This window comes from Bacillus sp. B2-WWTP-C-10-Post-4 (assembly GCF_009183805.1).
GTDB lineage: Bacteria > Bacillota > Bacilli > Bacillales > Bacillaceae_G > Bacillus_A > Bacillus_A cereus.
In genome coordinates this window covers 1-17817 of sequence record NZ_WEII01000029.1, presented here as the reverse complement: position 1 = coordinate 17817, position 17817 = coordinate 1, and the positions used below count along the sequence as shown (strand labels likewise).

Below are 17817 nucleotides of genomic sequence, written 5' to 3'. Positions count from 1 at the left end.
TATGAGCAGCCTCTTTTTCTTATAATTAGAACTGGATTTTCTTCTCTAAGAAACCTTTTAGTTCGCTAATTGGCATACGAACTTGTTCCATTGTGTCACGGTCACGTACTGTAACAGCTTTGTCTTCAACTGAGTCGAAGTCGTATGTGATACAGAATGGTGTACCGATTTCGTCTTGACGACGGTAACGTTTACCGATAGAACCAGTTTCATCAAAGTCTACCATGAAGTCTTTAGCTAATTCTGCGAATACTTCAGTAGCACCTTCAGATAGCTTTTTAGATAATGGTAAGATAGCTGCTTTGTATGGTGCTAAAGCAGGGTGGAAACGAAGAACTGTACGAGAATCGTTTTCTAATTGCTCTTCTTCATATGCATCACATAAGAATGCTAATGTTACGCGGTCTGCGCCTAAAGATGGCTCGATGCAGTATGGTACGTAACGCTCATTCGTTTGTGGATCGATATAGTTAAAGTCTTCGTTTGAGTGTTCCATGTGACGTTTTAAGTCGAAGTCTGTACGAGATGCAACGCCCCAAAGTTCGCCCCAACCGAATGGGAATTTGAATTCAATGTCAGTTGTTGCATTACTGTAGTGAGATAACTCTTCTTCACCGTGGTCACGAAGACGCATGCTCTCTTCAGACATACCAAGTGAAAGTAACCAGTTTTTACAAGTTTCACGCCAGAATGCGAACCACTCTAAATCTTCACCAGGCTTACAGAAGAATTCAAGTTCCATTTGTTCAAATTCACGTGTACGGAATGTGAAGTTACCAGGTGTGATTTCGTTACGGAAACTCTTACCGATTTGGCCGATACCAAATGGAAGCTTTTTACGCATAGAGCGTTGAACGTTTTTGAAGTTTACGAAAATACCTTGTGCTGTTTCAGGACGAAGGAAGATTTCGTTTGTGCTAGACTCTGTAACACCTTGGAATGTTTTGAACATTAAGTTGAACTGACGGATTTCAGTAAATTCTTCACTACCGCAATCAGGACATTTTACTTCATGTTCTTTCATTAAGTCAGCCATTTGGTCGAAAGTAAGACCGTCAACAACCATTTCGATGCCTTTTGCATCTAAAGCATCCTCAATTAATTTGTCAGCACGGTGACGAGCTTTACATTTTTTACAGTCGATCATTGGATCGTTGAAGTTACCAACGTGACCAGAAGCGATCCAAGTTTTAGGGTTCATTAAAATAGCTGCGTCTAAACCAACGTTGTGTGGAGATTCTTGAATGAATTTTTTCCACCAAGCTTTTTTAACATTATTTTTTAATTCGATTCCAAGTGGACCGTAATCCCAAGTGTTTGCAAGACCACCGTAAATTTCAGAACCAGGGAAAACAAAACCGCGATGTTTCGCTAAGTTTACAACTTGTTCCATTGAATACATAAGAAAATCCTCCTTTTGAAAGTTAACGTATTGGCGATGACATACTCTGATACTTTGGAAACGGGCAGTATATGTTAAAAAGAACATAAAAAAACGCTCATCCCAAGGCTTATTTGCCTAGGGACGAGCGTTTGCCCGCGGTTCCACCCTAGTTGATACACAAAAGGTGCATCCACTTTATCATGTATTGCTCAGGACTGCCGTTTCCTTGCGGCTTCAGGCTTTCACTATCCCTGAATCGCTTTTTATGCAAGTACTTATAAGTCCGTCATCGCTACTTATATTAATAATAATGAACATATTCTAACACGTTCTTTTTTAAATCTCAATAGAGGAACGCGTCTATCTATGATAGAGTCTCGCCTATTTTTTCGTTATTTATTCGGTAATTTTGTTTAATATGCTTAATTGCTTCGCGCTTACTTAATGGAGCGAGCTCATTGTTTTGCACGTATTCCCAAACTACATCCTGATTTGTTTTTGCATATTCACGAAGGACCCAGCCAATTGCTTTTTGAATGAAAAATTCTTTTGAAGAATGTAGTTGTCCGATAATCCAGAAAAGAAGTTCTTCATCCATCTTTTGTTTATATTTGAGTTGGAATAAAATAGTGGCACGTTGTAACCAAATGTTATCTGATGCAATCCATTTTGGGATATAGGCAGAAATCAATTCTGGATGTTGTAAAAAGATATTACCTAAAAATGTAGGTACGATGCTATCGACAGTGTCCCACCAAGATTTTGTTACAATCAATTCTTCTAAGAAGGGGATATGTGTTTCGTTTATATGCTTTTTATATTTTTGCATAATATCAAGTGCAGCCGCTTGGAATTCACGTTCTGGTAAGTCCCAAAGTTCACGTACGATAATTTGGAAGTCTCTTTTATCTGGGAGAGTATGTATTTGAATGATGTCTTTTAATAATTGGCGTCTTTCCGGTGTTTGAATACCTAGAAATGGGAAGTGATTTTTCATATAACGAGCCATAGGTTCTGCTTTTTCAAGATTTTGATGAGCTGTAAAATGCTCTTGTAATGCTTTTACAAATGGATGCATACGTGTTTCTCCTCTCTTATTTTCTTTCTTCTCTTATTATACAAAGAGTTTGGATAAATTTTAAAACATAACTTGCAATGTAATGAAATATGTTGAAAGTAGAGAGGAGAGGATAAGATGGAGGATCAAGGCGTACTAGCAGGTTTCTTTGCTCTTAGTTTTGCGTTTATTCTTGTTATATTGATTTGGGCAATTATTTCATATTTGTTAACGGCTTTTGCACTTTATTCGATGGCGAAAAATGATGGTGCAACGGACGGGGTGCTTGCGTTTATTCCGTTTTTGAATAGTAAGACGTGGGGGGACTTAGCGAAAGATAAATTACCAGATTTTTTGAAAGAAGAAGCAGGGTGGAAAGTATTCGGCATATATGTTGCATGTTTCATTTTTAATTTCGTACCAATTATAAGTTTACTAGCAACAGCTGTATCGATTGTATTGTCCATTTATCTTATCTACGCTATTTTAGACAGATACGGAACGAACTCTATATTATTTACGATTATTCATGTAATCACATTTTCGGTGTTCTTACCGATTCACTTATTTATTATTCGAAATGAACCGGTGAGATATAAAGAGTAGATTTTTCATTTTTGTTGATAAGTAGCTATAAGTAAAAAAGCGCCCTGATTATCAGAGCGCTTTTTCTACTACATAAGGTAGCGTAAATAAATATAAATGTGAGAAATGATTAATGAAACGATCATAATTGGGAAACCGACTTTTAGGAAGTCCATGTAACTAAATTTATGTCCTTCGCGGCTCGCGATACCTGCAACGATTACGTTAGCAGAAGCTCCGATTAATGTTCCGTTTCCGCCCAGACAAGCACCTAGTGCTAATGCCCACCATAATACATCGATTTGTGCGTCAGATGGTGATAAGCCTAGCCCAACTGCCATATCGTTAATAAGTGGAATCATTGTTGCGACGAATGGGATGTTATCAATTGTTGCAGAAGCGATACCAGATACCCATAAAATAAGGATGGATGCGTAAGAAATATCTCCGCCTGTTATACCAATTACTTTTTGAGCTAACATTTTGATAAGACCGATATCGATAAGTCCTCCAACAAGTACGAATAACCCTGCGAAGAAGAAGATTGTTACCCACTCTACGCTTGCAAATACTTCTTCAATTTCATGCTCTTTCACACCAATTAACATAAGTATAGTAGCACCAGTTAAGGCGATAATAGCGGCATCGATATGGAAAATAGAATGAGTCATGAAACCTACAATCGTAAGTCCAAGTACCGTTAAAGATTTTTTCATTAATACTGGGTCTTTAATGTATTGTTTTTCATCTAAGCTCATTAATTTTTTAACTTGTACAGGATCGGCAATTAATTGTTTGCGATACATGAAGTAAAGTATTATCGCTGTAACTGCAATAATAATAATTACAATGGGTGCTAGATTCAATAGGAAAGCATTGAAGTCTAAATGCTTATTTGCAGAACCAATCATAATGTTAGGTGGATCACCAATTAATGTTGCTGTTCCTCCAATGTTTGAAAAAATAATTTCAGAAAGTAAATAAGGAACAGGATTTACTTGCAGTATGCGCGTAATAGATAAAGTAACTGGAACAACAAGAAGTACAGTTGTAACGTTATCTAAAAATGCGGAGCCAAGCGCGGTAAGTAAGGAAAGTGAAATTAAAATTTTAATTGGATTTCCTTGTGCCCCTTTTGCTGCTTTAATGGCAACGTATTGGAAGACACCTGATTTACTCGTAATGTTCACCAAAATCATCATACCGATGAGTAGCGTAATCGTTCCCCATTCAATATGTTTCGTAAAGGCGTTATGTAAATCGACGACCCCCACAATTACCATGAGTGCTGCACCAAGAAGTGCGATGACAGCGCGATTAATTTTTTCAGAAATAATAATGGCATATGTAATTAAAAAGACTGCGATAGCAAAATAATACTGCCAGTTAGCGAGTTCTTGCGTTGTTTCGTGCAAAAATCTCATCTCCTTTCATTCACTTTTTCTTAGTGTGTCAAAAATGCTCTAGAAGAAACACACATAACGTCATTATAAAGTAGGAAAATGGCGGATGTAAATGAAAGGAGAGATTTTGTCATATTTTCTGCATAGGTCATTTTTTCTTATTTTTTAAAATATTTGTGGGCATTTGACATATATATAAGATACATCCAATCTGAATATTTAAAATGGAATTAGCATTCGAGCTTGTTCGTGTAGGAGTGTCAAATAGAAAGGAATGACAAAAATGATAAGGAAGGGATCGTATGGATGAACAACGATTTTTATTTTTAGACTTTGAGTTTACGATGCCCCAGCATAGAAAGAAACCGAAAGGATTTTTTCCAGAGATTATTGAGGTAGGACTCGTTTCAGTTGCTGGCTGTAAGGTAGAAGATACGTATTCATCACATGTTAGGCCGAAAACATTTCCCTCTTTAACGGATCGATGTAAGAAGTTTTTAGGAATAAAACAAGAAGTCGTGGATAAAGGGATTTCATTTCCTGAACTCGTTAAGAAGCTTTCAGAATACGAAACGAAATGTAAACCGACAATTGTAACGTGGGGAAATATGGATATGAAAGTGCTGAAGCATAATTGTGAAATGGCAGGGATAGCTTTTCCATTCTTCGGACAGTGTCGTGATTTATCGCTTGAGTATAAGAAGTTTTTTGGAGAAAGAAATCAAACAGGATTATGGAAAGCAATTGAGGCGTATGGAAAAGTAGGGACAGGGAAGCATCATTGTGCGCTTGATGATGCAATGACGACGTACAATATTTTTAAACTAGTAGAAAAAGATAAAGAGTATTTAGTAAAACCAGCACCTCCAACATTAGGAGAACTTGTTGATTTTTCAAAAGTGTTAAAGAAAGTGAGCACACAGTAACGACCAAATTGCACATTATGTAATTTGGTCGTTTTGTTTTTTAGAGTTTGTAGTCTTTCTTTAATTGCTCTAATGTGTCTAGACTACGAACCGCAAAAGGTGAATCATCTTCAGAAAATGAATTCATTTGAGTTTCTAATGCTAATTTTAGTGAATCTGTATAATCCGGAATTTCTCCTTCATATTTCTTCACCATTTGTTCTGGAATGTTCGTTTGCTCACGAAAAGCTAAAGCACGTCTTTCGTGGAAAAATGGTACGTCAGCTTGTTTTACGTTATGTAAGTCACCTTGCACCGGATGTTTTAAAACAGCTAATACTTTTACGACGTAACTGCCAGGGCGGCTATTTGTAACCTCGCCAATGTATTTTCCTGTTTTATAAATACCAGTAACGATTTCACCAATTTCAAATGTTTCTCTCATATTTTTCACCTCAAGTTTATAGTAAGGAAAGTGAGGGAAGGAGTCAAAGAAATCCTTCGTTTTCAGAACGCCCCTTGAGAATATGGGGAGGTTGCACTATAATTTAAAATGATATAACAGAAAATTCTGATGTTTTATAAATCCTATAATAAGGAGTGTTCTATATGATGCCTTTATATTTTCCGGAAGATAAAACAGAATATATTATTCCAGGGATTGTTTGTGTTCTATTTATTATCGGTGCTATTGCCACGTGGCGCATGTTTATTCGTATATCAAAAAGAGAAGCAGACCGATTACAGAAAGTTGAAGAAAAACTATTAGCTGAAAAGAAACAGTAACGCATTTTTGTATGTTTCCCTCTATGCTCGGACAATCTAAGGGCAGAATATATTTTGGAGGGAATAGAATGAAGAAACGGCTTTTTTTCAGTTGTTGTTTATTATTTCTGATGGCAGGTTGTGACCAAGGAAAGCCGAAAGAAATTGACGTGAAATTACATAATGCTTCAGGAGATGAAGTAGGGACTGCGAAAGTAGTTCAGCAAACAAGCGGAGTGAAAATTAAGATTAAAGGGGAAGGTTTCACGCCAGGCCCGCACGGCATACATGTGCACGAAATTGGTGAGTGTAAAGCACCACGATTTGAATCATCTGGGAATCATTTTAATCCTGATAATAAAAAGCATGGACTCCTTAATCCGAAGGGTGCAGAAAACGGTGATTTACCGAACGTAGTTGCAGATGGTTCTGGAAAGATTAAAGCAGAAATCGATGCACCTCACATTACACTTGAAGAAGGGAAAACGACGATTCATAGAAAAGATGGAGCGTCTATTATTATTACAGAAAACCCTGATGATGGTATGACTCAACCGACAGGTAAATCAGGGGATCGAATTGCTTGTGGCGTAATTGTAAAAAAAGCATCGGATATGAAGAAAAAGTAAAAGCTACCGTGAATGGTAGCTTTCTTTGTGAAATGTAATTGAAAATATATCAGCGATTATTGGAATATATCGACTTACCGACAAAATATGACAAAGGAGTCTGTCCAAGAATGATTCGGGACAGACTCCTTTCTTATTATGAAAACGTATGACGCAGTCTGTTTAAAATTTCTTCTAAAACAGATCGTGGACAGCCGATGTTAATTCGAATATGTTCTTCGCCACCTAACCCGTATTTCTCACCAGGTTCAACGATGATTTTTCCTTTTTCCTCAAGTAGTGCGGTACGCTCGTTTTGAGAAAGCTTTAGACGAGAACAATCAATCCATAATAAAAAGCTACCTTCTGGCTTCGTTACGGAAAGAGCAGGTATGTGAGTTTTAATATATTCACAAGCAAATTGAGCATTATCTTCTATATATAATCGAATTTCGTTTAGCCAATCATTACATTCTGTATAGGCGCTTTGCATCGCTGTATAAGCGAAGATATTTAACCCGTGGAAGCCTTGTCTATACTGGATAGCTGTAAAGGCATGACGGAGCTTTTCGTTTGGAATGATAATGATCGACGCTTGTAATCCAGCGATATTAAATGTTTTACTTGGAGCCATGCAAGTGATAGTGCGCTCTGCTAATTCTTCAGATAAGGAAGCGAACGGTGTATGTGTATGGTCTGCATAAATGATATCGGAATGAATTTCATCCGCCACAACGATTACGTCATATTTAGTACATAACGATCCGAGCTGCACAAGTTCCTCTTTCGTCCAAACGCGTCCGATTGGGTTATGAGGGCTACAAAGAAGCAAGAGTTTGATGCCTTGCTGAAACTGCTTTTCTAAATGCTTGAAGTCTATCACATATGTATCATTTTGTTTCTGTAATGGACTCACGCATAACTGCCTGTTGTTTGTTGTGACCATTTCGAAAAATGGAGGATAAATAGGTGGTTGTACGAGAACAGATTCGTTTTCTTTGGTGAAAGCCTGTATGCTCGTACTAAGAGCTGGAACGATTCCGGCGCTAAAGACAATCCATTCTTTTTGAATATCCCAGTTGTATTGTTGTTTTGTCCAGTTACAAATAATATCTCCAATATTTTCGGGAGGAAGTGTATAGCCAAAAATCGGATGTTCGATTCGTTGTTTTAAGGCAGTTTGAATTGGTTTTGGTACTTCAAAATCCATATCAGCAATCCAAGCATGGATAAGTTCTTCGTTTTTATATGTATCCCATTTTATACTATGCGTTCCACGTCGATTGATTGCTTTATGAAATAGTTGCATAAGTTTGCTCCCTTCTTCTGTAAAACCAATAAGTTATGAAAGTTCTCTCTCTTCTTATAGAATAGCTGATGTGATAGGATAAAGAAAAGTATTAAAAAGTGAAAAGGCGGGAAGCGAATGGGTACATATGAAAAGATGATAGAGGTTGTGAAGAATTGGGATCCGTTTCAAATGGGACCGGAGTTTTATGAAACAGAAGCGAGCGATGTTGTGAGCGTCATAAGTGTGTTTGACGATCCAAAATATATCGCAAAGAAGATTCAACATATATACTTTATGTCTTTCGAGGAAGTACCTGCGCTTGAAAAATGTGAGAAATTAGCTGTGGAATTACTTGTAATAAAAGAAGGCGGAAGCTGTTCATTATAGGCTGTCGGGATTTCCGACAGCCTTTTTTATATTATCCCGCTATTTGCTGGGTAGTAAGACCTTCAACTCAAAATTTAGCGGAAGCAAAGAAGTTAGGTGGAGGCTGATTAAAGTTTCATTTTATTGCGCGGAAAAAGCGATAATTTCTTCATAAACATGTTCAGGCTTTTCTTCAGGTAGTAAATGTCCTGTATTTTCGTAAGAAATAAATTTTGAATTCGGTAAATCTTTGTGTAGACGATGACCTACATGTACAGGGACGACGCGGTCTTTTTCACCCCAAATGAGTAGGATAGGTGTTTCGATTTTTTGTAATTCAGTTGAAGATAAGTCACCTTCACGGTCTCGTATCATGCGAGTTAAAGCGGGAAATATACGGTCGTCATAAAAAGGAGCGGAGTAACCTTTTTTCATTTCATCGTCAATTAATGAGTGATCATGAACGACATTCATTAAGTTATGAACAATGCCGCGCCTTATAATCCAGTTCTTTACGTATAAATGAAAGAACGGTAAATAAGAAGAGTATAGTAAAGGTAAGGTTGCGCGCGCTAAATAGCTCGAGCTACATAGTAAAATCGTCTTTGAAATGAGTTCAGGACGTATACGGTTTACATAGAGAGAAATTTGCCCACCCATAGAATGCCCAACTAATACAATGTTTGAGAGAGATAAATGTTCAATTAAATCAATAATAATCGTTGCTAAATTGTGATAAGAATACTTAAACAGATGAGACTTATCACTTTTTCCGAACGGTGGCAAATCAAGAGCAATGACTGTTCCTTCCTTCGATAGTAAAGGAATTAGACGGCGGTAACTGAATGAGGAAGATAAAAAGCCGTGAACGAGTATGAAAGTAGGACGTTCTGTTTTATTATCATGTTCATACAATTCGTAATGAACAGTAGTGCCGCGAGTGGAAAAAGTGAAATAAGGACAAGTATATTTATGATTCATTTTTTGTCACTCCATTGATTTTTGTTCATATCATCTCCAAGGAAGAAGAAAATATGTTAACAAAAAAAGGCAAGATGACGATGTCATCTTGCCTTTCGTTTATTCAGTATTACCCGCGAACAATATTAGGCGGTGTTTTTCCTTGTAACCCTGCAACTAAATTTTCAGCGGCGGTCATGGCCATTTGCTGACGAGTTTTTAATGTTGCAGATCCGATATGTGGTAAAGTCACAACATTTTGTAATGATAAGAGTGGATTATCTTTTTGAATCGGCTCTTGTGTAAATGTATCGATACCTGCTGCAAAGATTTTCTTTTCTGTTAAAGCATGGATTAACGCTTTTTCATCTACTGTTTTGCCGCGAGAAGCATTAATGAAGATTGCTGTGTCTTTCATTAATGAAAATTCCTTTTCTCCGATAAGGTGATATGTTTCATCTGTTAATGGAGTAAGAAGAACAATAAAGTCAGACTGATTCAGTAGCGTCTGTAAATCACAATATGTAGCATCGAATTTTTGTTCAGCTTCTTCTTTACGACGGCGGTTATAGTAAAGAACATTCATATCAAATCCGAATTTTGCTCGTTTTGCAACGGCTTCTCCAATTCGGCCCATACCGATAATACCAATTGTGCTATGGTGTACATCTAGTCCGAAGTGTTCTTTTCCGATTTCAGCGTTCCATTCACCATTTTTCACGTAAGAATCGAGTTCGCAAACGCGGCGCCCAGCTGATAGCATAAGGGCGAAAACGAGATCAGCTACTGTATCATCTAATACGTATGGTGTATTTGTTCCGATAACATTTCGGTTTTTCATCGCTTGTAAATCAAAATTATCGTAACCGACAGAAATGTTGCTCACTACTTTTAAGTTAGGAGCTACTGTCAGTAATTCTTCATTAATAGCAGATCCGAAATTTAATAACCCATCTTTATCTTGTATTTTCTCTAATAGAATATCACGAGGTACTTTCTCATTTTGATCCCATTTTTCATAATCACAGTGTTCTGATAAATAGTTTTCTACAAATGTTGGAACTGGTTCAGCAATATAAACTTTTGGTTTCACGGTTCCATCCCCTTTCGCTTTATCCCGCATTTTTCCGCTGATTAAAGTTTCACTTTATTTTGACATAATTCAATAGAAAAATCTTCTTTTCAAACTTGAAAGGGTATTTGTATAATTTAGACACAAACGAAAAGGAAGGATGATTTATATGGTGACAGAAAAAGAATTAGAATTATTAGCTTGTCTTGAAAAGAGTAGTCGATTATCTGTAGATACATTAGCGAAGCTGTTAAATATAGAAGTAGAAGAAGTAAAGAAGATGGTTGCGAGATTAGAAAATGAAAAGATTATTGTGGATTATGTAACACATATCGATTGGACGAAAGTGAAAGAACATACAGGTTTAACGGCAATGATCGATGTGAAAGTTACGCCAAAGCACGGCGTTGGGTTTGATGCGGTTGCTGAGCAAATTTATCGTTATTCAGAAGTGAAATCCGTTTATTTAATGTCAGGGACATATGATCTTTCTATTACATTAGAAGGGAAAACGATGGGGGAAGTAGCGATGTTTGTTTCTGAGAAATTAGCAACAATTGAATCTGTCGTTTCTACAACTACTCATTTCATTTTGAAGAAGTATAAACATGAGGGTGTTATTTATGAAAAAGACGATGATGATAAGCGAATTGTGGTGACACCATGAAGCAATTTGAACTATCTAGATCAGCAGAATCTTTAAAACCATCTGGTATTCGAAAATTTTTTGATTTAGCAGCAAATATGAAAGGTGTTATTTCCCTCGGGGTAGGAGAGCCAGATTTTGTTACCCCTTGGAATGTAAGGCAAGCATGTATTCGTTCTTTGGAACAAGGGTATACGTCATATACAGCAAATGCAGGATTATTAGAGCTCCGTCAAGAAATAGCAAAGTATCTAAAAAAACAATTTGCAGTATCTTATGACCCAAGTGATGAAATCATTGTTACAGTTGGAGCGAGCCAGGCGTTAGATGTAGCGATGCGCGCCATTATAAATCCTGATGATGAAGTGCTCATTATTGAACCAAGCTTCGTTTCTTATGCACCACTTGTGACATTAGCTGGAGGAGTTCCAGTTCCTGTGGCGACTACTTTAGAAAATGAGTTTAAAGTACTACCAGAACAAATTGAAGCAGCTATTACAGCGAAAACAAAGGCGATTTTGCTTTGTTCACCAAATAACCCGACAGGTGCAATGCTAAATAAATCCGAGCTTGAAGAAATAGCAGTGATTGTTGAGAAGTACAATCTAATTGTATTATCTGATGAAATTTATGCAGAGCTTGTATACGACGAAGTATATACAAGTTTCGCGAGTATTAAAAATATGCGTGAGCATACGATTTTAATTTCGGGATTTTCAAAAGGGTTTGCGATGACAGGATGGCGTCTCGGTATGATTGCAGCTCCTGTTCAATTTTCAGAATTAATGCTCAAAATCCATCAGTATTCCATGATGTGTGCACCGACGATGTCTCAGTTCGCAGCACTTGAAGCGTTACGTGCGGGGAATGATGAAGTAATTCGGATGAGAGATAGTTATAAGAAGCGTCGTAACTTCATGACGACATCTTTCAATGAAATGGGCTTAACGTGTCATGTGCCAGGCGGAGCATTTTATGTTTTCCCTTCTATATCTTCAACAGGATTATCTTCAGCGGAATTTGCAGAACAGTTATTGCTGGAAGAAAAAGTGGCTGTTGTCCCTGGTAGCGTATTTGGCGAAAGTGGTGAAGGTTTTATTCGTTGTTCTTATGCAACATCGCTTGAACAACTTATGGAAGCAATGAAGAGAATGGAACGGTTTGTAGAGAATAAAAAAAGGACAAAACGTAATACGTTTTGTCCATAAAAGGGGGGGAATACTAGAAAGCCATGTGTTAGTAGTCTATCCCAATATTGGATAATTATACTTCTTTAAGGGAAATTTTTCATGAATTTTGAATGAGTTCTGTCATAGTGGTATAATTTACTAATATAAGGTATACGCATTCTAGATAACGTTATCTAGAATGCGTACTAACCAATCGGATATTTAAAATAAATATATCTGCTTTGCTCTCTATAATTGTAGAGAGAATGGTAAACGTATGGGAGTGTTTCATATGTCAGAACAATATACAACAGGAGTGGTTGTAACAGGGAAAGTGACTGGAATTCAAGATTACGGTGCGTTTGTAGCGTTAGATGCAGAAACACAAGGGCTTGTGCATATATCTGAAATTACAAATGGATATGTAAAGGATATTCATGACTTTTTAAAGGTCGGCGATACAGTAGAAGTAAAGGTACTTTCAATTGATGAAGAGCACAGAAAAATGAGTTTATCGTTAAAAGCGGCGAAAAGAAAACAAGGAAGGATTCTTATACCGAATCCATCTGAAAACGGATTTAATACGCTGCGAGAAAAGTTGGCAGAATGGATTGAAGAGTCCGAGTTAACAAAGTAAAAGAGGAACGCATATGAGCGTTCCTCTTTTACTTTATCTTATGATATATATTTGCAAATATGATTGCATGCAATCATATTCGTATGTCGGAGGTGAAAGGACATACTGATTATCGAATTTCGTTTGTTTCTGGGTGCGTACCAAGATTTTCAGATGGTTTAAACAGTAAACCAAGGTTGATAAGCCCAGATATACCAACGATGCCGTAAATAATACGTGCAAGAGCTGAATTTTGTCCACCGAAAATGGCTGCTACTAAGTCAAACTGGAAAAACCCGATTAGTCCCCAGTTCACAGCGCCAATTACAGTAAAGACTAATGCGATACGTTGTAAAGTACTCATGAAAAAGCCCCCCTTAATTGTGAAGCATGAGCAAGCGATGAGTTAATTAACTCTTTTATAGAATGGGGTAGTTATGTTGTTTTTATACATAAAAAATGTTTGAAAGAAGATGTATATACATCTATACCGAAAAATGCGAATTTTTATGCAAAAAATGAACTTTTTCTAAAAAATATATATTGGTTACGTTTACAATGTTTGAATCGCTTGATTTACAACTTCAGTTTCGCTAAAGTGAATACAGAAATACATATCCATAATTGGAGGGAAAAAGATGAGTACACATGTAACGTTCGACTATTCTAAAGCGTTATCCTTCATCGGTGAACATGAAATCACTTATTTACGTGATGCAGTGAAAGTAACACATCACGCAATCCACGAAAAAACTGGAGCTGGGAACGATTTCCTTGGGTGGGTAGACCTTCCGCTTCAATATGACAAAGAAGAATTTGCTCGCATTCAAAAATGCGCAGAAAAAATTAAAAATGACTCTGACATTTTACTTGTTGTAGGTATCGGTGGTTCTTACTTAGGAGCACGTGCAGCAATCGAAATGTTAAACCATTCTTTCTACAACACGCTTTCTAAAGAACAACGTAAAACTCCACAAGTGCTATTTGTTGGACAAAACATTAGCTCCACTTACATGAAAGATTTAATGGACGTATTAGAAGGTAAAGACTTCTCTATTAACGTTATTTCCAAATCAGGTACAACAACAGAGCCAGCACTAGCATTCCGTATCTTCCGTAAGTTATTAGAAGAAAAGTATGGAAAAGAAGAAGCTCGCAAACGTATTTATGCAACTACAGATAAAGCGCGTGGTGCATTAAAAACATTAGCTGATAACGAAGGTTACGAAACATTTGTTATTCCAGATGATGTTGGAGGTCGTTTCTCTGTATTAACGCCAGTTGGTTTATTACCAATCGCAGTAAGTGGCTTAAATATTGAAGAGATGATGAAAGGTGCAGCTGCTGGTCGTGATGACTTCGGAACATCAGAACTAGAAGAAAATCCAGCTTACCAATATGCAGTAGTTCGTAACGCTTTATACAATAAAGGAAAAACAATTGAAATGCTTGTTAACTATGAACCAGCACTTCAATACTTCGCTGAGTGGTGGAAACAGTTATTTGGTGAAAGTGAAGGAAAAGATCAAAAAGGTATTTTCCCATCTTCAGCAAACTTCTCAACTGATTTACACTCATTAGGTCAATACGTTCAAGAAGGTCGTCGTGACTTATTTGAAACAGTCCTTAAAGTAGGTAAATCTACACATGAACTAACAATTGAATCAGAAGAAAACGATTTAGACGGATTAAACTACCTTGCTGGTGAAACTGTAGACTTCGTAAACACAAAAGCATACGAAGGTACATTACTTGCACATAGCGACGGGGGAGTACCAAACTTAATCGTCAATATTCCTGAATTAAATGAGTACACATTCGGTTACCTTGTATACTTCTTCGAAAAAGCATGTGCGATGAGCGGCTACTTATTAGGCGTGAATCCATTTGACCAACCTGGAGTAGAAGCATATAAGAAAAACATGTTTGCTTTACTTGGTAAACCAGGATTTGAAGAATTAAAAGCAGAATTAGAAGAGCGTTTAAAATAATAAAAAGCGACCGGAATCCGGTCGCTTTTTATTATTTTATCGAAAAGTCCATCAGTATATTCAAACTAAAGTGGGTATGCTAAAGGAAAAGTCTAGGAGGGATGGGCTTGATTCCGATTCAATCAAATTTAGAAGGACGTACATATGCGTTATATAAGTTAGAAGAGATTATGAAACCACTTGGATATAGCATTGGTGGTAATTGGGATTATGATAAAGGATGCTTCGATTACAAAATCGATGAAGAAGATGGGTATCAATTTTTACGAGTTCCATTTACAGCCATTGATGGAGAACTAGATGTACCAGGCGTAATAGTTCGTCTTGGAACGCCGTATATTCTTTCGCACGTATATCAAGACGAACTAGATGATAATGTGAATACTTTAACAGCTGGAACAAGTGGAATGGATCAATTTGCTGAGCCGAAAGATCCAGATGGAGATGTGAAAAGAAAATATATCAATATTGGGAAAGTGCTCATGCAAGAATTAGAGCGTCATTTTACTAATGGTGAATAACAATGAGTATGTCGCTTTCAATGAGAACAAAGGAATGAACTGGATTAATCATATATTGTTCGTCGCGCTTTATACCTAGTAAGAGAATGTTTTGCTTTAAAAGAGTATAGCTACAATTGGCAAAAGTTTGTCCGGTGCAGGACGATGGAAGCTCCATCAGTTGTAATTTATTATCAGAGATTTCGTCGTAAAGTGAAAATAGTACACCTGAAATGGAAGGGAATAAAAGAGAAGCGGTAAATACATAGCTCGTTAATTTATTTCCTTCTATAATTTCTGACACGCCAGCTCTCGTTGCATTTTGTATTTGTTCAGAAGTAAGAAGTTCAGCGATGCAGTGAATGTTTGGGTTGAGCCCTTTTGCAGTTAAAATATTTAAAATGGACTGTGTATCCGCTAAGCTTTCGTTTTTTTCTTTATCAGCTGTTATTAATATGGTGTGTGCCGTTGCAATATTAGCCTTTAATAAAGTTTGATCGTGATGCGGACAACCTTTTATAAATTCTAAATGATGAAATGGTTTTGGGAGTAAAGAAAGTGTTTCATCAATTAAAACGATATCAAGGTTTGGTTGTAATACGTGCATTTGCTTTACAACATGTTTTGCGCGCTCATTCCAGCCAACGATAATCATATGACCGTTAGAAGTAGCGGCTTCTTCACCTTTAATTTTCATATATTGTTTATTAATCATTTCAGTAGCAAACAGCACCATATAATAAGAACAAAAGCCAGTTCCTAATAAAATAATACTTATACCTATTAGTTTTCCTATCGTCGTATGGGGAGCAAAGTCGCCATATCCAACTGTAAAAATGGTAACGATTGACCACCAAATTCCGTCAAACCATGTAGTGAAATGAAAAGGTTCTAATCTATGTATAAGAAAACCGGAAAAAGCAGTCAGTACAATAATAAAACAAATTAAACGAAAAATAATGGAATCACGAAATGTATCTACTAAATTCGGACGGGATTTCAATTGCCTATTCCTCCTTACTTTGTAGGACTACATTCATTGTTGCCATTATAGAAAAAAGAAAAACTCTCTAATTAAAGAGAGTTTGTTTTACGTTACATACTTTCCACTTCAGTTTGTTGGACACTTTCAAGATGCTGGAGAGCATAGTAAACATCAGCGGTATGTCTTTTTTGATCAATGGACAGTTTAAGATGTAAATAGTGAGAACCGTTTTCTAATGTTTTAAGCTTCATATTCTTAACTTTTATATCCATTTCTTTTATTTCTTCAATTACGATTGGGATATTGTCCATATTTCGTACAACAAGTTTCACAGCGATATCACGTTGACGAAATGATCTAGGGCCTACATATTTCATTGCGAGTGGTATAAGTTCGACACTAATCATAAGGAAACACATTCCGAATATCGCTTCAATATAGAATCCGGCCCCAACAGCAATACCAATACCAGAAGCACCCCAGATCATAGCGGCAGTCGTGAGCCCTGCAATGCTATCGTTGCCTCTTCTTAAAATTACGCCAGCACCTAAAAAACCAATTCCTGATACAATTTGAGCGGCAAGTCGAAGTGGATCCATATTCATATGATCGGTATGTGGTAAGTTATAAGCTGCTTTAATAGAAACAATCGTTAGGAGGCAACTAATAATAGAAATAACTAAACACGTTTTTAAACCAAGTGGTTTCCGTTTTAATTCGCGTTCTAAACCAATGGCAAATCCTAAAATAGCCGAGAGACCTAGTTTGATTAATAAATCGGTATAGTCCATATATATTCCTCCTTGTATGATATGCTATATGAATAAAACGCTTATTATAGAAAGAAACGTCTTTTGATAGAGTAACTTTATATAAAATATATGTAGGAATTGCTCATACATGAAAGAGATATTTCGTTTAAGTATATGATATAAAAAAAGAAATGTGGGCAGTTTTAAAAAAAGTTTATAAAAGGTGTTGCATTTCATTTTTCACCATGATATATTAATAACCGTCGCTGATGCGGAAACGCAGAAAACGACAAAAAAGAAATTGAAAAACTTAGTTGACATTGAAAGATGAAAATGTTAACATAAGGAAGTCGCAAATGAGCGACCAAGTAGTTCTTTGAAAACTGAACGAAACAAACAACGTGAAACGTCAATTTTTATTTTAGATGCTAGACAAACTAACTTTATTGGAGAGTTTGATCCTGGCTCAGGATGAACGCTGGCGGCGTGCCTAATACATGCAAGTCGAGCGAATTGATTAAGAGCTTGCTCTTATGAAGTTAGCGGCGGACGGGTGAGTAACACGTGGGTAACCTGCCCATAAGACTGGGATAACTCCGGGAAACCGGGGCTAATACCGGATAATATTTTGAACTGCATGGTTCGAAATTGAAAGGCGGCTTCGGCTGTCACTTATGGATGGACCCGCGTCGCATTAGCTAGTTGGTGAGGTAACGGCTCACCAAGGCAACGATGCGTAGCCGACCTGAGAGGGTGATCGGC

At 36.9% G+C, this 17817-nt stretch carries 20 protein-coding genes and 1 rRNA gene; 11 read left to right on the top strand and 10 right to left on the bottom strand.

Annotation, left to right across the window (positions count from 1 at the left end):
• Positions 1 to 25: 25 nt before the first annotated feature.
• Complete coding sequence (locus GBN78_RS13845; protein ID WP_000287147.1) at positions 26 to 1402, bottom strand: glycine--tRNA ligase; 1377 nt, start codon at positions 1400 to 1402, stop codon at positions 26 to 28.
• Positions 1403 to 1748: 346 nt separating this feature from the next.
• Positions 1749 to 2462, bottom strand: a complete 714-nt coding sequence (locus GBN78_RS13840; RefSeq protein WP_000553304.1) for a DNA alkylation repair protein — start codon at positions 2460 to 2462, stop codon at positions 1749 to 1751.
• A 117-nt stretch (positions 2463 to 2579) separates the two neighbouring features.
• On the opposite strand from GBN78_RS13840, the gene GBN78_RS13835 reads away from it, so the two are divergent.
• Positions 2580 to 3047 carry a hypothetical protein gene (locus tag GBN78_RS13835; RefSeq protein WP_000390061.1) on the top strand — a complete coding sequence of 156 codons (468 nt, stop codon included), beginning with the start codon at positions 2580 to 2582 and terminating at the stop codon, positions 3045 to 3047.
• Between the two features lie 68 nt (positions 3048 to 3115).
• Here GBN78_RS13835 and GBN78_RS13830 read toward each other — a convergent pair whose 3' ends face one another.
• A complete protein-coding gene (locus GBN78_RS13830; protein WP_000545230.1) occupies positions 3116 to 4441 on the bottom strand; it encodes an ArsB/NhaD family transporter in 1326 nt (441 codons plus the stop codon).
• Between the two features lie 290 nt (positions 4442 to 4731).
• Here GBN78_RS13830 and kapD point away from each other — a divergent pair, with 290 nt between their 5' ends.
• On the top strand, positions 4732 to 5355 hold the full coding sequence (kapD, locus tag GBN78_RS13825) for a 3'-5' exonuclease KapD (RefSeq protein ID WP_000344358.1): 624 nt from the start codon (positions 4732 to 4734) through the stop codon (positions 5353 to 5355).
• 40 nt (positions 5356 to 5395) lie between these two features.
• On the opposite strand, the gene kapB is transcribed toward kapD, so the two are convergent.
• Positions 5396 to 5779 carry a kinase-associated lipoprotein KapB gene (gene kapB, locus GBN78_RS13820; RefSeq protein ID WP_016118805.1) on the bottom strand — a complete coding sequence of 128 codons (384 nt, stop codon included), beginning with the start codon at positions 5777 to 5779 and terminating at the stop codon, positions 5396 to 5398.
• 164 nt (positions 5780 to 5943) lie between these two features.
• Here kapB and GBN78_RS30210 point away from each other — a divergent pair, with 164 nt between their 5' ends.
• Together GBN78_RS30210 and sodC are read left to right on the top strand one after the other, a co-directional pair.
• Entirely contained in the window at positions 5944 to 6120 is a 177-nt protein-coding gene (locus GBN78_RS30210; RefSeq protein ID WP_000982755.1) for a hypothetical protein, read from the top strand.
• Positions 6121 to 6188: 68 nt separating this feature from the next.
• Positions 6189 to 6728 (top strand): superoxide dismutase [Cu-Zn], encoded by a 540-nt coding sequence (gene sodC / locus GBN78_RS13815; protein ID WP_000746512.1) that lies wholly within the window; start codon positions 6189 to 6191, stop codon positions 6726 to 6728.
• A gap of 136 nt (positions 6729 to 6864) precedes the next feature.
• On the opposite strand, the gene GBN78_RS13810 is transcribed toward sodC, so the two are convergent.
• Positions 6865 to 8016, bottom strand: coding sequence for a MalY/PatB family protein (locus GBN78_RS13810; protein WP_001175817.1), 1152 nt, complete (start codon positions 8014 to 8016; stop codon positions 6865 to 6867).
• 117 nt (positions 8017 to 8133) lie between these two features.
• On the opposite strand from GBN78_RS13810, the gene GBN78_RS13805 reads away from it, so the two are divergent.
• The gene (locus GBN78_RS13805; RefSeq protein WP_000537645.1) at positions 8134 to 8385 is read left to right on the top strand and encodes a YugE family protein; all 252 of its coding nucleotides are present in this window, start codon (positions 8134 to 8136) and stop codon (positions 8383 to 8385) included.
• 120 nt (positions 8386 to 8505) lie between these two features.
• On the opposite strand, the gene GBN78_RS13800 is transcribed toward GBN78_RS13805, so the two are convergent.
• Complete coding sequence (locus GBN78_RS13800; protein WP_001015858.1) at positions 8506 to 9345, bottom strand: alpha/beta fold hydrolase; 840 nt, start codon at positions 9343 to 9345, stop codon at positions 8506 to 8508.
• A gap of 109 nt (positions 9346 to 9454) precedes the next feature.
• Positions 9455 to 10447, bottom strand: coding sequence for a 2-hydroxyacid dehydrogenase (locus tag GBN78_RS13795; RefSeq protein ID WP_002005894.1), 993 nt, complete (start codon positions 10445 to 10447; stop codon positions 9455 to 9457).
• Between the two features lie 118 nt (positions 10448 to 10565).
• Between GBN78_RS13795 and GBN78_RS13790 the strand changes: the two genes are divergently transcribed.
• The 3 genes from GBN78_RS13790 (at position 10566) to yugI (ending at position 12848) form a co-directional block, all read left to right on the top strand.
• Positions 10566 to 11063 carry an Lrp/AsnC family transcriptional regulator gene (locus GBN78_RS13790; protein ID WP_000255696.1) on the top strand — a complete coding sequence of 166 codons (498 nt, stop codon included), beginning with the start codon at positions 10566 to 10568 and terminating at the stop codon, positions 11061 to 11063.
• Positions 11060 to 12250, top strand: a complete 1191-nt coding sequence (locus GBN78_RS13785; protein WP_000808524.1) for an aminotransferase — start codon at positions 11060 to 11062, stop codon at positions 12248 to 12250. Before GBN78_RS13790 ends, GBN78_RS13785 begins: the two co-directional genes overlap by 4 nt.
• Before the next feature lie 253 nt (positions 12251 to 12503).
• Positions 12504 to 12848, top strand: coding sequence for a S1 domain-containing post-transcriptional regulator GSP13 (yugI, locus tag GBN78_RS13780; protein WP_000003764.1), 345 nt, complete (start codon positions 12504 to 12506; stop codon positions 12846 to 12848).
• A gap of 109 nt (positions 12849 to 12957) precedes the next feature.
• Here the strand turns inward: yugI and GBN78_RS13775 are convergent, their stop codons facing one another.
• Entirely contained in the window at positions 12958 to 13191 is a 234-nt protein-coding gene (locus tag GBN78_RS13775; RefSeq protein ID WP_000105788.1) for a DUF378 domain-containing protein, read from the bottom strand.
• A gap of 274 nt (positions 13192 to 13465) precedes the next feature.
• On the opposite strand from GBN78_RS13775, the gene GBN78_RS13765 reads away from it, so the two are divergent.
• Positions 13466 to 14818 carry a glucose-6-phosphate isomerase gene (locus GBN78_RS13765; protein ID WP_000103658.1) on the top strand — a complete coding sequence of 451 codons (1353 nt, stop codon included), beginning with the start codon at positions 13466 to 13468 and terminating at the stop codon, positions 14816 to 14818.
• A gap of 107 nt (positions 14819 to 14925) precedes the next feature.
• Positions 14926 to 15339, top strand: coding sequence for a YugN-like family protein (locus GBN78_RS13760; protein WP_000612334.1), 414 nt, complete (start codon positions 14926 to 14928; stop codon positions 15337 to 15339).
• Here GBN78_RS13760 and GBN78_RS13755 read toward each other — a convergent pair.
• Positions 15326 to 16321: a potassium channel family protein gene (locus GBN78_RS13755; RefSeq protein ID WP_000842320.1), complete on the bottom strand. Its 996-nt coding sequence runs from the start codon at positions 16319 to 16321 to the stop codon at positions 15326 to 15328. The genes GBN78_RS13760 and GBN78_RS13755 overlap by 14 nt on opposite strands.
• A gap of 92 nt (positions 16322 to 16413) precedes the next feature.
• A complete protein-coding gene (locus GBN78_RS13750) occupies positions 16414 to 17094 on the bottom strand; it encodes an MgtC/SapB family protein (RefSeq protein WP_000386676.1) in 681 nt (226 codons plus the stop codon).
• Positions 17095 to 17498: 404 nt separating this feature from the next.
• Between GBN78_RS13750 and GBN78_RS13745 the strand changes: the two genes are divergently transcribed.
• Positions 17499 to 17817, top strand: a 16S ribosomal RNA gene (locus tag GBN78_RS13745); the annotation flags it as partial.